This window comes from Sulfidibacter corallicola (assembly GCF_017498545.1).
Classification (GTDB): domain Bacteria; phylum Acidobacteriota; class Holophagae; order Acanthopleuribacterales; family Acanthopleuribacteraceae; genus Sulfidibacter; species Sulfidibacter corallicola.
On record NZ_CP071793.1, the window covers coordinates 10075604 to 10091204 of the forward strand.

Genomic DNA, 15601 nt, shown 5'->3' on the forward strand with positions numbered 1-15601 from the left:
GACTTGGCGCCGCTCAGAGCAGGGACTGGCGCGGTCGGTTGCGGTCGAACACCAGGGATTTCACGGTTCCCGTCACGTTGACGTTGACGGTGTTGATCTGATCGCCAAACAGGTCGAAGAACACCGAGTGGTGCAGAGCCAACCCCTCGATGCCCTGCGGAACCGGGATCTCGATATAAGCCCAGAGCTGGCGCACGTCCATCTCCATGCCGACCCAATTCGGCTTCAGCCGGGTATCGCCGATGCGGAACACGACGTGCTCCGCGAGATAGGCGGCCACGGCGGTTTCGTCGGCGGACTCCAATTGAAAGGGGGTCCCCCGGGATTTGGTGATCGCCGCTTCGAGATCGTCGGCGAACACGCGCACGACGACTTCCAGGGCCTTGCTCTCCGCGTTCCATTCGACGGTGGTCAGGCTGGCGTGGTACTTGTGGGCCAGGGCGGGTGCTGTCGCCAACAGCACCGCGCCCAAGAGAACCCAACGTTTCCAGTTCAAGGCCGATCCGATGCGCCGCTACCGGCATCCGAAGACACGGGCGGCTGCTTCTGCATTTCCTGCATCTGGTTGCGTTTATGCTTCTTGAACAGCCGGAATCGCGAGGGTACCGGTTTGCGCGGATAGTGGTTGTTTTCCACGTCGGCGTCGGCGGTTTCCCAGCGCGGATCGATCCTGAAGGACTTGATTTCCCGATCGGTGGCGATCAGCTTGGTGACTCGTTCCGGATTGCGACGCCAGATCTCGGCGGGAATGCGCTGTTCCTCGATCTCGCCGTCGGCATAGGTGATTTCTAGCAGCACGGGCATGACCAGGCCGCCGACGTTTTCGAAGGTCACCATGTAGTAGTTCAGGTCGGCTTCGAGCAGCTTCAGCTCTTCCGGTTCGAAGTGTTCGGTACGCTCGCGGAACATCTCTTCCTGCAGGGGCGTGGGGGTGAACGGATCGTGATCGTTGTAGAAGTCGCGCAGCGAGGCGTAGGCCTCCACCCGTTTGGGCACATTGCGGTTCCGCTCCTCCGAGACGGAGAGCGGCTCTTCCTCCTGATCTTTGCGTTGCAGCGGTCCTTCGACCTCCGGTTCGCGACTGCCGTTGCGGTAGAGCTCCACCGAGGCGATCGAGAGGTCCACGTGGTCGGTCGAGTAGAACCAGCCACGCCAGAACCAATCGAGATCCACCCCGGAGGCGTCTTCCATGGTTCGGAAAAAGTCGGCGGGCATCGGCCGTTTGAACTGCCAGCGTCGCGAGTATTCGCGAAATGCGAAGTCGAACAGCTCCCGGCCCAGGATCGTCTCGCGCAGGATGTTCAAGGCGGTGGCGGGTTTGGCGTAGGCGTTGTTGCCGAATTGCAGCAGCGACTCCGAGTTGGTCATGATCGGGACCTGGGCGTCGCTGACCATGTATTCGATGATGTCGCGCGGTTCACCACGACGCGAGGGGTAGCGGTCTTCCCATTCCTTCTCCGCGAGGAACTGAACGAAGGTGTTGAGTCCCTCGTCCATCCAGGTCCACTGGCGTTCGTCGGAATTGACGATCATGGGGAAATAGTTGTGCCCCACCTCGTGGATGATGACCGAAATCAAGCCGTACTTGGTGCGGCGCCCATAGGTTTTGTCCTTCTCGGGGCGCGGGCCGTTGAAGCAGATCATGGGGTATTCCATGCCGTAAACGGGGCCGTTCACCGAAATCGCGACGGGATAGGGATACACCAGGGTGTAGCGGTTGTAGACCGCCAGCGTGTGCACGATCGAATGGGTGGAATAGCGCTCCCACAAGGGATTTCCTTCCTTGGGGTAGTAGGACATCGCCATCACGGTCTCGCCGTTTTCCTGTTTGAAACCCCAGGCGTCCCAAATGAACTTGCGCGAACTGGCGAAGGCGAAGTCGCGCACCTCCTTGGCTTCGAACACCCAGGTGCGCGTATCCTTGGCCCGGCTCGACTCGTTGGCGGTCGCCTCGGCCTCCGTGATGACCATGACCGGCTCTTTGGCGGTGCGCGCCTTCTCCAAGCGCCGGCGCCACTCCGGTCGGAGCACTTCGTCGGCGTTCTGCAGCACGCCGGTGGCGGCCACCACGTGGTCGCTGGGCACGGTGATCGCCACGCGGTAGTCGCCGAATTCGAGCGTGAACTCGCCACGGCCCAGGAACTGTTTGTGCTGCCAGCCGTTGACGTCGGTATAGGCGGCCATGCGCGGGAAGAACTGGGCGATTTCGTAGAGGTAGTTGCCGTCCTCTTCGAAATACTCGTAACCCGCACGGGTTCGAAAATCTTTCTGGTCCACGATCGGGTAATCCCAAACCACCTCGAACGACATCTGTTCGCCGGGTTTCAAGGGCTGCGGCAAATCGACGCGCATCATGGTCTTGACGATCGTGTGACGCAGCGGCCGACCCTCGCCGTCACGCACATCTTTAATGTCGAAACCGCCGTGGAACTCGCGCCCGGCTACATAGGGCCGAATACTTCCGACCTGGACCTTCTCTTCGTCCGGCAGGTAGATCGACTTGCTGTGACTCTTGTAGAGCTTTGGCGCCGGTTCGGCCAGGCGCTGATCGCTGTCCGCGGCGAATCGGTTTTGATCGAGCTGAACCCAAAGGTACCGCAAGGTGTCGGGAGAGCGGTTGTAGTAGGTGACACGCGCCTCTCCGGAGATGTGCTGGCGGGTGTCATCCAAGACGAGATTGATGTCGTAGTCGGCGCGCTGTTGCCAATACTCGTGCCCCGGTGCTCCGGAGGCCGTGCGGTAATCGTTGGGCGTCGGCAAGATTTCTTCGAGCTGACGGAATTTGTCTTCGGGTTGATGCTTACCGCCGGCCATCAGGGCAGCGGAGAGCATACACGCTACAGAAAGAGCGGTACAGAAAAACCGTAGGCACACAATATTCTCCTAAAAATCGCTCCCGAACCACAGGTGGAATAAGGCGGCAAGCACCGAAACGACGACCCGCGCGATTCGGGAAAATCACCTTGCATGACGCACAAGGAATCACTGAAATATGTGGGGAGCCAGAAACCTGAGCCGCAAATAAATCCAAAACCGTGAGAAAAGAGTTGTCGACAGGCGCGGCAACTCAGCGGCAATCGTCGGTAATCATCAGTAATTAAAGCATCTAAACTTAGATGTCATGTTTCACATTCTTGGAGATGTAAATCGAGAAGTCAACGAAAAACTTGGTACATCACGTCACTTCGTGATCAGACGATCGCGCTCGGCGACCCACCGTGCCCAGGGTGGGAAGACCGGTCGAGGGTGTACCGTCGATCGAGCAACGGTGGCGATCTCCAGTTTATTCCAGGCATATACGGGTAAGACATCAGGCAGCGTTCATCCGAGAGATGGAAGGATCGGGACTACCAAGATGGTTCCACCCGGAATTCGGCGACCAGATCACTTCTCCGATGGTTCCACCCGGAATTCGGCGACCAGATCACCTCTTCGATGGATGGTTTCCATATCGGTAGACACCGGGTCCATTGTGATTGGGACATGAGGCTCCGGTTCGACCTGGAGTCGGACCCGCCACGATGCACTTCGCAGTGGATCGGGCGCCGCACAACGGTTGCAACGTCGAGCGGTTCCCAGTCGAACGCAATTGAGGCCGGGGAATCTCGGGACCCCGTGCCCCGGGGTTTCCCACCCTTCGAGGCACTGCCGATCGGGTTGTCTAGGACGAGGAAGGCAGCTTCGGGGCTTTGGAAAGTTCGCTCATGAGGGCGCTGAGAATCGACGCTTCGGAGAGGGGCGCATCATCCGGCAGACCGCCCGCGAGGTCACGCGCCTGAAGGCGCAACGTCTCCATTTGCGTTTCGTCCAGGGCATGCTGCGACAAGTCCTGCCATATGCGATCCCAAAAACGCAGCTTGGAGATCTTCTCCGCACCGCGGTAGAGGATGAAGATGTGATCCTGTTCGGGACCGCCTAAGCCTGGCCGAGCCACAAACCCCAAGAACGGCTGAAGTTGTTCCCGATCTTCATACACCAGGAGCAACTGCAGGTTGGCCGCGGAATCCGGGATGTACCGCACTTCGACGCCCTTGAAACCCGGCGACGTCATTTGGGCGTTGATCAGGAACTGAGTGCGGCAATCGGCGAGATCCTCGTCGGTGAGGCCCGGGAACACCAATTCGGGATGATCCGGACTGAGGCGGCTGATGCCGCGAACCACGATGAGTCGCTCATTGTGGAGCACGTCCTGTAAATAGTCGTAGTAAAGGTCGAAATCGATGACTTCCTCGAATCGCTTGAAATTCAGGCGAATGTACCGCGCCGCGCCGCGGGCGGTCGCCTCCTGGATTTTCACGATTTCGAAGGGCTGGCCGGGAAGTCGCTGCAATTCTTTGATGGCGTTGTTGATGGCACCCTTGACCGGATCGCCGGTGGCCTGCAGGTGCCCCTTGACGGCGCGAAGATGCGCGCCGAGTTCCTCCTCGGGAATGACCTCGTAGAGGCGCTCGAAGAGATACTCGAGCGCCTCGTACTGAATACCCCTGGTCTTACGGCCACGCGGCATGAGATCGCGCATGAGCTGCCAGGCCTCGATTTCCACACGGGTTCGCTTACGCGAGATACGTTGAAGCATATGCACCACTCCTGAAGCTATCCTATCGTAGCTCGGGACGTAATTTGAAAAAAATTTATATTTTTATAAATTAAATCATGATATTCTTCCTGCGTCCTCTACGGACATTGCCCTCTCCATCCTTCTTCACCCCCGACGGGGCGACCTCATCCGCACCGTCGGCTCCGCCTGGTCGGTCCCCGCTAGGGTTCCGGCCGGGCTCTTTTCATGTGGATTTCGAACCCACGGCACCGGCCCACGCGCAAACCCTCACGGCACTCGAATGCCGGGACCATTTCATCAGTCGGGCCACCCGGTCGCGTCAACGCTTCGATCCAAAACGTTCCCCTCGACCAACCATTCTTTGAAAGGAACCCTACATGTCACTGCCTTTGCTGCTGCTCGGCGGCTTTGTGGCAAGTGCGCTCGCACCGCGGCTCTGCAAAACGCTGCCGCGGCTGGGCGCCCTGTTGCTCGCGATCTGGCCACTCGCCTTCGCGGCCCATCTCTTCAGGCTCGCACCGGACATCCTTGCCGGCAAACCCTTCGAGCATGCCATCGAATGGGCGCCCGCGCTCGGTATTTCGCTTTCCTTCTACGTGGACGAACTCAGCCTGCTGTTCGGCTTGATGGTCTCGCTCGTCGGCGTCGTCGTGATGGTGTACGCCGCCTCCTATTTGAAGGGCCACGCGTACCTGGGCCGCTTCTACGCGATGCTGCTGATGTTCATGACCGCCATGAACGCCGTGGTGTGTTCCGGCAACGTGATCAGCCTGTTCATCGCCTGGGAGCTGACCGGGATTTCCTCGTACCTGTTGATCGGGTTCAAGCACGACAAGGAAGTGCCACGAGCGGCCGCGCTCCAGGCCCTGTTGATCACGACGGCCGGCGGTCTCGCCCTGCTCGCGGGCTTGGTGATGGTAGGTTCGATCGCCGGTACCTACGAGCTTCGCGAGCTGCTGGCGAACGGGGACCTGATCCGGAACCACGATCTCTACGGATGGATCCTGGTCCTGATCCTGCTGGGCGCCTTCACCAAATCGGCCCAGTTCCCATTTCACTTCTGGCTACCGCGCGCCATGGAGGCACCGACACCGATCAGCGCCTATCTGCACTCGGCCACCATGGTCAAGCTCGGCGTGTTCCTGCTGGCGCGCTTCTATCCGATGCTCGCCGGTACGCCGGAGTGGACGGCCCTTCTGACGTTTTTCGGTGGCGTGACGATGGTCATGGGCGCCTTGCGGTCGCCGTTCCAAGACGACTTGAAGGCGGTGCTCGCCTATTCGACCCTGAGCGTGCTGGGCATGCTCACCTTTTTGCTGGGATTGGGCGGCAAGGTCGCACTCAAGGCGGTGGTCCTGGTCACCATCGCGCACGCGCTCTACAAGGCGCCGCTGTTCCTGGTCGCCGGTACGGTCGACCACGCCACCGGCACCCGGTCCGTGCGATCGCTGAGTGGGCTACGCACCAAAATGCCATGGACCTTCGCGACCGGCCTCATCGCCGGCCTGTCCATGCTCGGCGCACCTCCCCTACTGGGATTCGTGGCAAAGGAGACCCTGCTGGACGCCTCGCTGGCCAGCGCCTATCCCATTCCGACCACCACCGCCGCCGCGATCACCGGCATCGGCCTGATGGCCGCCGCCTGGGTGGCCGGCATCAAACCGTTCCTGGGTGAACCGTCCACGGCCGCCCAACGCGCCCACGGGGTTTCTCCCGGTTTCTGGCTGGGTCCGTTGCTGCTGGCGAGCCTGGGCCTGGTTTTCGGATTGGTCACGGCGCTCGTGGCACCCTGGACCCTGGGCGCCACCGCAGCGATTCAGGGGGCACCGGCCGCGTTCAAGGTCGCCCTGTGGCATGGATTCACACCGGCGCTCGCCACGAGCGGGATCGTTCTGGCGCTGGGTACCGGGCTCATCGCGCTACGCGACCTGCTGAAGGACCGCCTCGACCGAATCGAGTGGCGCGGCCTGCCGAGACCCTCCACACTCTATCAGCAAGGGTACGAAGCCATGTTCGTGGTCGCGAGAGGTCTGACCGACCGCACCCAATCGGATTCGCTGCGCGACAACCTGAGCACCATTCTGTTCGCGTTCCTGCTCCTGGGCGGGTATACCCTCTACCGCTTGGGTGGGTTGCCGAGCCCGCCCACCGTCGAACTCCACTGGTTGGAGGTGGGGTTGGGCTCGATCCTCCTGGCCGCATCGTTCGCCGCCATTCGGGCCCGCTCCATGCTCAACGCAGCCCTGATGTTGGGCGTGGTGGGATTCGCCATGAGCGCGGTCTTCCTGGTCTACGGTGCGGTCGACCTGGCCATCACCCAAATCGTGGTGGACACCCTGACCGTGTTGCTCTTCGTCCTGGTGGTCCACAAACTTCCGAGGTTCGCCCGCCTGTCCACCAAAAAGACGATGATCCGCGACGCGATCCTGGCCAGCCTGGCGGGCATCTTCATGACCTTTCTCGTGCTCAAGGCCCATCAGGTCAACGTCCACGAGCCCATTTCCGGTTTCTTCGCCGAGAAGGCGGTCCCCGAGGCCTTCGGCCGCAATATCGTCAACGTGATCCTGGTGGATTTCCGAGCGTTGGACACACTCGGCGAAATCACCGTGCTGATGGCGGGCGCGCTGGGCGTGTATCTGCTCGTCCGTTCGGGTGAGGCCAAAGCCAAACCAAGGGAGGTCCAAGGCACATGAAAGCATCCTACCTACTCGAAATCGCCACCCGACGGCTCACGCCACTGCTGCTGCTCTTCTCGTTGTGGGCCCTGCTGCGCGGCCACAACGCGCCCGGCGGCGGCTTCATCGGGGGCTTGATGGCCGCCAGCGCCTTCGGTTTCTACTCCATCAGCTTCGGCCCGACCGCCACGCGGGCCTACCTGCGGGTGGACCCCTTCATGCTGATCGGCACCGGCGTGGCCACCTCGCTTTTCTCGGGGCTTCTGGCCTGGTTCTTCGGCAAACCCTTCCTGACCGGCCTGTGGACCAAACTCGACTGGGCCGGCGGACTGAAGCTCGGCACCCCCCTGCTCTTCGACGTGGGGGTCTACCTGACGGTCATCGGGGTCACCGTATCCCTGTTGCTGCACCTGGAGGAGGACTGAGATGGAATGGTTCTGGGCGATCATCGTCGGGGCGCTCTTCGCCACCGCAATCTTCCAACTGCTGCGCCGAAACCTCGCAAAACTGGCGATCGGCCTGATTCTGCTGAGCAACGCCGCCAACCTGCTGATCTTTTCCTCCGCGGGCCTGACCCGAGGGAAACCACCCATGGTCCCCGAAGGTGTCGAAACCCTGGCCGCCGGCCACGCCGATCCCCTGCCGCAGGCCCTGATCCTGACCGCCATCGTCATCAGTTTCGGGGTCATCGCCTTCTTTCTGGCGCTGCTGCGACTCGCCTCGCAGCGTTTGGGCATTACCGATCTCGAAGAACTCAAGGAGTAATGGATGAATCCCATGCTGATCCTGCCGATCGTCATTCCGCTGATCACCGCTCTGGCGTTGGTCCTCTCGGGGTGGAACGGCAGAAAGGCCGCGTGGCTGGCGCTGATCGGCGCCCTCGCCCATTTCGCGGTCAACATCTCGTTGCTCCTCGGGGTCGTGAACGGCGGCATTCAGGCCACCTACCTCGGCGATTGGTCGGCGCCCTACGGCATCACCCTCGTCGCCGACAACCTGGCGGCCGCCTTGGTGGCGGTCACGGGATTGATGGGCACCACCGTCTGCCTTTTCGGTATCCGCGACAACCTTGACGAGAGCTGCGGCCGCGGCTTCTTCCCTCTGTTTCACCTGCTGTTGATGGGCGTGACCGGCGCATTCCTGGCGGGCGACATCTTCAACCTCTACGTGTGGTTCGAAGTCATGCTGATCGCGTCGTTCATTCTTCTGGCCAAGGGCGGCTCGCGTATCGAGTTGATCGCCTCGGTGAAGTACGTGACCATGAACCTGGTCTCGTCGGCCATTTTCCTGGCCGGGATCGGTCTGCTGTACGCTAAGACCGGTACGCTGAACATGGCCGATCTCGCCCTGAAACTGAACGAGAACCCGGACGCCCGGCTGGTGCTTTCGAGCGGAGCCTTCTTCCTGACCGCCTTCGGCATCAAGGCCGCGGTGTTTCCGGTGTATTTCTGGTTGCCCGCCTCCTATCACGCACCGCCGACCGCCGTGGCCGCCATCTTCTCGGGCCTGTTGACGAAGGTGGGCGTCTATGCCCTGATGCGCACCTTCACCCTGATCTTCACCCAGGACCAGGAATTCGTGACGGACCTGTTGCTGGTGGTCGCGGGATTGACGATGGTGATGGGCGTGCTGGGCGCGGTTTCCCAAAACGACATTCGCCGCATTCTGTCGTTCCACATCATCAGCCAGATCGGCTACATGATCATGGGGCTGGCGCTGATGTCGCCATTGGCGATCGCAGGCGCGGTGTTCTACCTGATCCACCACATCATCGTCAAAACCAACCTGTTCCTGATCGGCGGCATCATCGCCTATCACGGCAACGGCAGCTACGAGCTGAAACGACTCGGCGGCCTGTTTCGCCATCAGGCGTGGCTGGCGGTGTTGTTCCTGATACCCGCCATGTCGCTGGCCGGGTTCCCGCCGCTTTCCGGCTTCTTTTCCAAATTCGTGCTGATCAAGGCCGGTATCGAAGCCCAGAGCTGGTGGATCGTGGCCGTCGCGTTGATGGTCAGCGTCTTGACCCTGGTCTCCATGAGCAAGATCTGGAACGAAGCCTTTTGGAAACCGCGTGCCGAGGAGAAGGGCGACGGCGCCACGCCGGTCGGATTTTGGATGCCGGCCTGCATCCTGGCCTCGGTGACCCTGGGCATCGGGCTGAACCCGGGCCCGTTGTTCGAATTCAGCCAGGAAACCGCAGCCCAGCTCCTGAACTCCGAACGCTACATTCGCGCGGTGCTCGGGGAGGTGGTGCCGTGAACATTGCGAAATTCACCTATAAATTTCTCTGCTTCCTGCCCTATTACACGGGTCAGGTGATCAAATCCAACTGGCAGGTGATTCGCGACGTGGTGACACGGGAGAACTACGCCCGACCCGCGGTCCTGAAGATTCCCATCTCGCTCACCCACCCGGGCGAGATCTTCATGCTCGCCAACCTGGTGACCATGACGCCCGGCACCCTGTGCCTGGACATCTCGGACGATCGCTCCTGCCTGTTCATTCACGTCATGTTCAACAACGACGAAGAAATTCGGCGCGAAATCGCGGACCTGGAACACCGCATCGGAGGTTTGTTTTCATGAACGGTTCCCTGATGGATGTCACCCTGTTGATCTCGCTGGTGCTGTTGCTGGTCTCGGCGGTGCTGGCGATGGTGCGCCTGGTGCGCGGCCCCTCCCTGGCGGACCGCGTCGTGGCCCTGGACCTGATCGGCATGATCCTGGTGGGCACCATGGTCATCAATGCCGTGCTCTGGCGTCAGGCGCCGTTCCTCGATGCCGCGCTGGCCTTTCTGATGGTGGCGTTTCTGGCGACGGTCGGCATCGGTCGCTACCTGGAAAAAAGGGGGCAGTCGCGATGAGTTACATAGCCGCGGTGCTGCTGTTGAGCGGCGCCGTGATCACCTTTCTGGCCACGGTCGGCGTGTTGAAATTTCGCGACGTGTTCCTGCGCATGCACGCCTCGTCCAAATCGGCCTCGCTCGGCGTCATCATCATGTTCGTGGGCACGGCCTTTCACTTCGCGGAGCTGGACGTCGCCTTCAAAATGGCGGTGGCCGTGTTCCTGGTCTTTCTGAAAACGCCGGTGGCCTCACAGTGCATCGCCAGGGCCGCCTATTTTCTCCACGACCAGAGCTTTTGGCACACGCTGGAACGCAACGAGTGGCACGGGACGGCGCCGAACGGAAAAGCCGAAGAGACCCCGACCCGGAACTGAAACGTCGATCGGTGTGCCGCGCCTCGGCCAACAGCAGGGGCGCGTCTCGCCACCCATGACCGTATCAGCCGTTTGGGAGAACCCACATGTCCACAGATCAGATCCTCGTCGTCAGCATCCTGATCGTCAGCCTGATCCTCTTCGTGATCGACAAAATCCGGGTCGATCTGGTGTCGATGGGGGTCATGGTCGCCCTGGTGCTGACGGGCCTGCTGTCCCCGGAGCAGGCCTTTTCGGGGTTCGCCTCACCGGCGGTCATCACCGTGTGGGGGGTCTTCATCGTGAGCGCCGGTCTCTCGCGCTGCGGGATCGACCGGCTTTTGGCGCAGGGGATGCTCGCGATCGCGGGCTCCCATCCCTTGGGACTGTTGACCACGCTGATGCTCTGTGCCGGGCTGATGTCGGCCTTCATGAACAATGTGGGAGCGGTGGCGATCCTGCTGCCGACGGTCATGGGCCTCTGTCGCGAACGGGGCCTGCCGCCTTCCAAGATGCTGATTCCGGTCGCTTTCGCCTCGTTGATGGGCGGCAACATGACCTTGATCGGCACTCCGCCCAACATCCTGGCGACGGACATCATGCGCCAATTCCCCGAGGTCCCGGGTTTCAGCTTTTTCGACTTCCTCCCGACCGGGTTGATCATCATGGGAACCGGCCTGCTGTATATGTTGTTGATCGGCCGCCACCTGTTGCCGGAACGCCAACCGGCCCTTCCCGAAACGCCTACCGACCCACGCAACCAATCGTTTCTCTCCGAGGCGGTGCTGACGGCAGAGGCGCCGTTGGTGGGCAAAACCCTGTTCGGAGTCCAGTTCGGGACGCGCTACGGGCTGAGCGTGCGCGACATTCGCCGCGACAAGGAATACCTCTCGGGTCCCTCCGGCGACGCCAACCTGGGTCACATCAAATTGAAGCAGGGAGACACCCTGGTCTTCGAGGGCCCACTGCAAGTGGTCATGGAGGCCTGTCACAAAGAGCAGTTGGACATGCAGAAGGAGCCGTCGCGTTCCACCAAGGCCCGCCTCCTGGGCGACGACGAACACATCCAGATGGCGGAGATCACGCTTTCGCCGACCTCACGACTGATCGGGCAATCGCTCAAACAAATCAATTTCCGCCAGCGTTTCGGCCTTTCGGTGATCGCCATCCGACACCAGGGTTCCTATCAAATGGCCCACCTGGCCGAAAACCCCCTGGATTTCGGGGACCTGCTGGTGGTGCGGGGCCCACGCGAGACCGTCGCCACACTGCGCTCCGAGCCCGAATTCCTGTTGCTGGAACCGACGCCGATCACCAAGCGATATTGGCGCAAGACGTGGATGGCGGCGACCATTTTCGGGGCGGCCATCACCGCCGCGGCCCTGGGCATCCTACACATTTCGATCGCAATTCTGCTGGCGGCTCTGGCCATGGTGGCGACCCACATCCTGAGCATGAACGACGCCTATCGCGCAATCGACTGGAAATCGGTGTTTCTCATCGCCGGCATGCTTCCCCTGGGCGAAGCCATGGAACATACCGGGACCGCCATGATGGCGGCACGGGCCGTCGAGGACATCCTGGGCCATCTGGGGCCCTGGTACATCCTGGCCGGGTTGTTCCTGATCACCGCCGGACTGACCGAAATCATCTCCAACGCGGCCGCGACCGTCTTGATGGTACCCATCGCCATCGACATCGGCCTCGCACTGGGGGTGGACCCGCGCGGTTTCGTGATGGCGACGGTGATCGCCGCCTCGACTTCGTTCCTGATGCCGATCGGGCATCAGGTCAACGTGCTGATCTACGGGCCGGGGGGCTACCGATTCGGCGACTTCGCGAGAGTCGGGTTCGGTCTGAACCTGTTGCTGTTCATCGTGGTCACGTTCGCGTTACCGTGGATCTGGCCGTTCTGAACATCGGCCGGTCGGGAGCGCATGGGACTCCGCAAAAAAAACGCACTAAACCCACGAGACCGGCGCGCGTACACAGCGGCGATCAAGAGAAAAAGGGCTCCGACCCACGCGGCCCATCCTCGGCAGCCGGAGTTCGCTGCATTTTGGTACAATCGCACCGCGTCCGCGAGGACCGCCGCCCGTCGAGTACAAATACAGGAGTGATTGTTTATGGCGAAATCCAAGGGTTCATGTGCAAAGCGTATTGCCATCGGTTGCGGTGGCCTGATCGCGCTCTTCATGTTGTTCGGAATGCTTGCCGCGGTCGGCGCCTTCCTCAACAAACCGGAACCCGCGGACATTCAGCCATTGAACATCGGAGCGTCCTTCGCGGCATCCGAAAGCGCCCCCTTCCCCGGCGTCGACGGTGCCGAGGGCCTCAAGAGCACCCTCGACCTGTCGATCGACGCGCAATTGGCCGAGGTCACCGTGATCGCGGGGCCCCCGGGCGGCGAGATCAAGGTCAGCGGTACCTACGACCGCAACAATTACGATCTGAAAACGGAACGCTCCAAGCCGGGCGAGAAACCTTCGTTCGACATCCTGTTCCGCAGCAAGCGTTCACTGCTCGGCTTGAGCCTGCAGAGCGCGGACGACGAAGGCATGGGCATCCGCCGCAACCAGGTGGAGAGCAACCAGGTCATCGTGGAAGTACCCAAGGACCTGCTGCTCAATCTCAGCGTGAAAACCAAAATGACCGAATCGGTGCTCGATCTCTCGGGTCTGGCCATTCAGAACCTGCGCACCCAGATGTCGATGGGCGACTTGATCGTCATCATGACCGAACCGAATCAGGTGCCGTTGCAACAGTACACGGCGAAATCCAGCTACGGCCGAACCGAGATCAGCCAAATGGAAAACCTGCGCCTGATCTCGGGGGACTTCAAGCAGGAATTCGGCGACTTTCGCGTGCGCAACAGCGGCAGCCTCCTGGAAGATGCGGCGTTGACCATCGCCTGTAAATTCGGATCGATGAGAATCGAAATCCCCGAGGACGCCCCGTTCAAAGGCGGCGCCAATGTGATCCTCGGCGGCTTCCGCACGCCGCGCAAGGACGATACCGAGCGCGGCGGCAAGTCCTTGACCGCGAAGGGAAGCGGCAGTTTCGGCGAGATTTCGTTCGAGCGGCACGAATCGCGCTACGCGCCCGCCGAACAGTACCTTGCGCTCTATCGCGTTCAGGGCAAAGAATATACGCTGACCCGCCTAAAGGAAACGATCGAGGCACACGGGCCCGAGACCTACCATCCCACGGATTTGAACTGGCTTGGCTACCAACTGCTGGGCTCCGGGGAAACCGACGGGGCCATCGCGGTGTTCGTCCTCAACGTGGAGGCACATCCCGACTACGCCAACGGCTACGACAGCCTGGCCGAGGGCTACGAACGCGCGGGTCAATGGCAGCTCGCCATCGACAACTACAAGCGGGCTTACGAGTTGGATCCCGATATTCGTCCCCGCACGCCGGAGATCCTCGAAAATCTGGAACGGCGACTCAAGGAAAACCCGACCGACACGGAGGTCAGAGCAGATCGTTGAGGTCTCGCTCCAACGCTTCCAGACTCCCGTAGCGCCCCTCCGGATCGGCTTTCAGGCAGCGCAACAGCACCATGCCCAGACGCCGGTCCGGAAGTTGCCCGATGCTGTCCGCCGGGACCACCACGTCTTCGGACTCCAGTTTTCCGGCACGGGCCCAGATATCTTCCACATCGCCGAAAGGCCCCTGTCCCAGGTACTTGCGGTACAGGAACGAGCCGATCAGGTACACGTGGGTTCGTACGTCGCCTTCCAGTTGGCGTATGTACTCGGGACTGGCGCCATCGAGAACCAGGTGGGGTTTGACACTCGGATCGCGCAATGAATCGACGAGCTCCAGACTGGGCGGATCCTGCATGGCGGCCATCGTGTCGGGGTCCACGTCATGCTCCTCCAGATGCTGGTAACTGAGGGCCGTCAAGGGTTTTTGGCGGCGACGCAGGCCTTCTACCAGGAAAAACACGGGGTGCCGCACCGTCGCCCGCTCCGGAGACCGAAGGGGGGCCTGTTTGGCGATCGGCAGGGATGTGACCGGCTCGGCCGAAACCGCCGCGAGCTCCTCCCCTTCCAAGATGCGCAGCAGAGGACTGATGCGGATGGAGTCGCCCTCCTCGGCGAGGAGTGCCGATTGGCGAGCGTAGGCGAAATTCAGTTCGTCCGGCTGGAGCGACGCCAGTCGGGTCGAGGCCAGACCGTCGCGCCACCAATGCCGCACTTCCTCCGGCAGGCAAAGGAAATTCGAGTTGTAGAAGTAGTGGCACACCTTGCTTTGTTTCAATTCGCGAATGACCAGTTCGAGATCGCCCAGCCGGTCGACCTGTTCGCCCAAAAGTTGGAGGAGATGGGGATTGCCCAGGGTCAGCCCGTGAATGCGATCGGCGACCTCCGCGGCCAAACCGTGGTGGGTCAACAAGGCCCGGGACTGCTCGGCCGAAAAGGGGCCCAGCAGGCGCGGTGGCAGGAAATCGGGCAGAAAGGGCGAAGTCCGGCTTTGGGATTCGTCCAATTCGTAGAGCCGCATGGAGCCGGCCATGATCACGGCCAGGTTGCGGCTCGAGTGGGTCAATTTGCGGAACACCGCCAACAGGCCGGGCTCCTGCGGCGTCACATCCACCAGCTCTTCGCACTCGTCGATGAGCAACATGCATCGCTTGTCCTTGCTGCCTTTGAGACGGCGGCGAAACCGATTCATGATTTCGGAAAAACCCAGGTCTTCCAACGCGTCCAGATCCAGGCCGAGTGCATCGACCACTTCCTCGGCGTCTTCCAGGGCCTCCAGAAACGAATCCTTGAGACCATCGACACTACCCGCACCCTGCAGATCCCAGTAGAGGGCCAGGTGATCGGGCCACAGTTCCTCGCGGCAGAGCCACTCCACCTGACGGAGCAGCGAGGTCTTGCCGACGCGCCGATTCCCGAGAATCCAAATGGGTTTGGTACCCGAGGTCCGGATCGCATCCAAGTGTTCCTCGCGACCCATAAAGTCTTTTCCGCGTACCCATCGATTGATGATGAAGGTCATAGGCTTTCCTCGATTTCAATCTGACAACACTCGATTTTCGCGCGCCTCGTGCGCGCGAAGGACATCCGCGACCGGGCGCCCGGCATCTCGCCCGCCGGCTGGGCGGGTCGTGTCGGCCTTCCCCCGAAGGGATTTGTTTCGCTTAGTCTGAAATAGG

At 61.3% G+C, this 15601-nt stretch carries 13 protein-coding genes; 9 read left to right on the forward strand and 4 right to left on the reverse strand.

Annotated elements, in window-relative coordinates:
- Window positions 1–13: 13 nt before the first annotated feature.
- The 3 genes from J3U87_RS30445 to J3U87_RS30455 form a co-directional block, all read right to left on the reverse strand.
- Window positions 14–496 carry a DUF6702 family protein gene (locus tag J3U87_RS30445; protein ID WP_237379567.1) on the reverse strand — a complete coding sequence of 161 codons (483 nt, stop codon included), beginning with the start codon at window positions 494–496 and terminating at the stop codon, window positions 14–16.
- On the reverse strand, window positions 493–2832 hold the full coding sequence (locus tag J3U87_RS30450) for a M1 family metallopeptidase (RefSeq protein ID WP_237379568.1): 2340 nt from the start codon (window positions 2830–2832) through the stop codon (window positions 493–495). The genes J3U87_RS30445 and J3U87_RS30450 overlap by 4 nt, the downstream gene beginning before the upstream one ends.
- 829 nt (window positions 2833–3661) lie before the next feature.
- Entirely contained in the window at window positions 3662–4576 is a 915-nt protein-coding gene (locus tag J3U87_RS30455) for a hypothetical protein (RefSeq protein WP_237379569.1), read from the reverse strand.
- Window positions 4577–4935: 359 nt separating this feature from the next.
- Here J3U87_RS30455 and mbhE point away from each other — a divergent pair, with 359 nt between their 5' ends.
- The 9 genes from mbhE to J3U87_RS30500 all read left to right on the forward strand — a co-directional run bounded on the left by mbhE (window position 4936) and on the right by J3U87_RS30500 (window position 13925).
- The gene (gene mbhE, locus J3U87_RS30460; RefSeq protein WP_237379570.1) at window positions 4936–7251 is read left to right on the forward strand and encodes a hydrogen gas-evolving membrane-bound hydrogenase subunit E; all 2316 of its coding nucleotides are present in this window, start codon (window positions 4936–4938) and stop codon (window positions 7249–7251) included.
- Complete coding sequence (locus J3U87_RS30465) at window positions 7248–7658, forward strand: Na+/H+ antiporter subunit B (RefSeq protein WP_237379571.1); 411 nt, start codon at window positions 7248–7250, stop codon at window positions 7656–7658. The genes mbhE and J3U87_RS30465 overlap by 4 nt, the downstream gene beginning before the upstream one ends.
- Window position 7659: 1 nt before the next feature.
- Window positions 7660–7998, forward strand: coding sequence for an NADH-quinone oxidoreductase subunit K (locus tag J3U87_RS30470; RefSeq protein ID WP_237379572.1), 339 nt, complete (start codon window positions 7660–7662; stop codon window positions 7996–7998).
- 3 nt (window positions 7999–8001) lie between these two features.
- Window positions 8002–9492 (forward strand): proton-conducting transporter transmembrane domain-containing protein, encoded by a 1491-nt coding sequence (locus J3U87_RS30475; RefSeq protein WP_237379573.1) that lies wholly within the window; start codon window positions 8002–8004, stop codon window positions 9490–9492.
- On the forward strand, window positions 9489–9818 hold the full coding sequence (locus J3U87_RS30480; RefSeq protein WP_237379574.1) for a Na+/H+ antiporter subunit E: 330 nt from the start codon (window positions 9489–9491) through the stop codon (window positions 9816–9818). Before J3U87_RS30475 ends, J3U87_RS30480 begins: the two co-directional genes overlap by 4 nt.
- On the forward strand, window positions 9815–10096 hold the full coding sequence (locus J3U87_RS30485; RefSeq protein ID WP_237379575.1) for an MrpF/PhaF family protein: 282 nt from the start codon (window positions 9815–9817) through the stop codon (window positions 10094–10096). Before J3U87_RS30480 ends, J3U87_RS30485 begins: the two co-directional genes overlap by 4 nt.
- A complete protein-coding gene (gene mnhG / locus J3U87_RS30490; protein ID WP_237379576.1) occupies window positions 10093–10452 on the forward strand; it encodes a monovalent cation/H(+) antiporter subunit G in 360 nt (119 codons plus the stop codon). The genes J3U87_RS30485 and mnhG overlap by 4 nt, the downstream gene beginning before the upstream one ends.
- A gap of 86 nt (window positions 10453–10538) precedes the next feature.
- Window positions 10539–12347, forward strand: a complete 1809-nt coding sequence (locus J3U87_RS30495; protein ID WP_237379577.1) for an SLC13 family permease — start codon at window positions 10539–10541, stop codon at window positions 12345–12347.
- A 210-nt stretch (window positions 12348–12557) separates the two neighbouring features.
- Window positions 12558–13925: a tetratricopeptide repeat protein gene (locus J3U87_RS30500; RefSeq protein WP_237379578.1), complete on the forward strand. Its 1368-nt coding sequence runs from the start codon at window positions 12558–12560 to the stop codon at window positions 13923–13925.
- Here J3U87_RS30500 and J3U87_RS30505 read toward each other — a convergent pair.
- Window positions 13909–15444 (reverse strand): AAA family ATPase, encoded by a 1536-nt coding sequence (locus tag J3U87_RS30505; protein WP_237379579.1) that lies wholly within the window; start codon window positions 15442–15444, stop codon window positions 13909–13911. The genes J3U87_RS30500 and J3U87_RS30505 overlap by 17 nt on opposite strands.
- Between the last annotated feature and the right edge of the window lie 157 nt (window positions 15445–15601).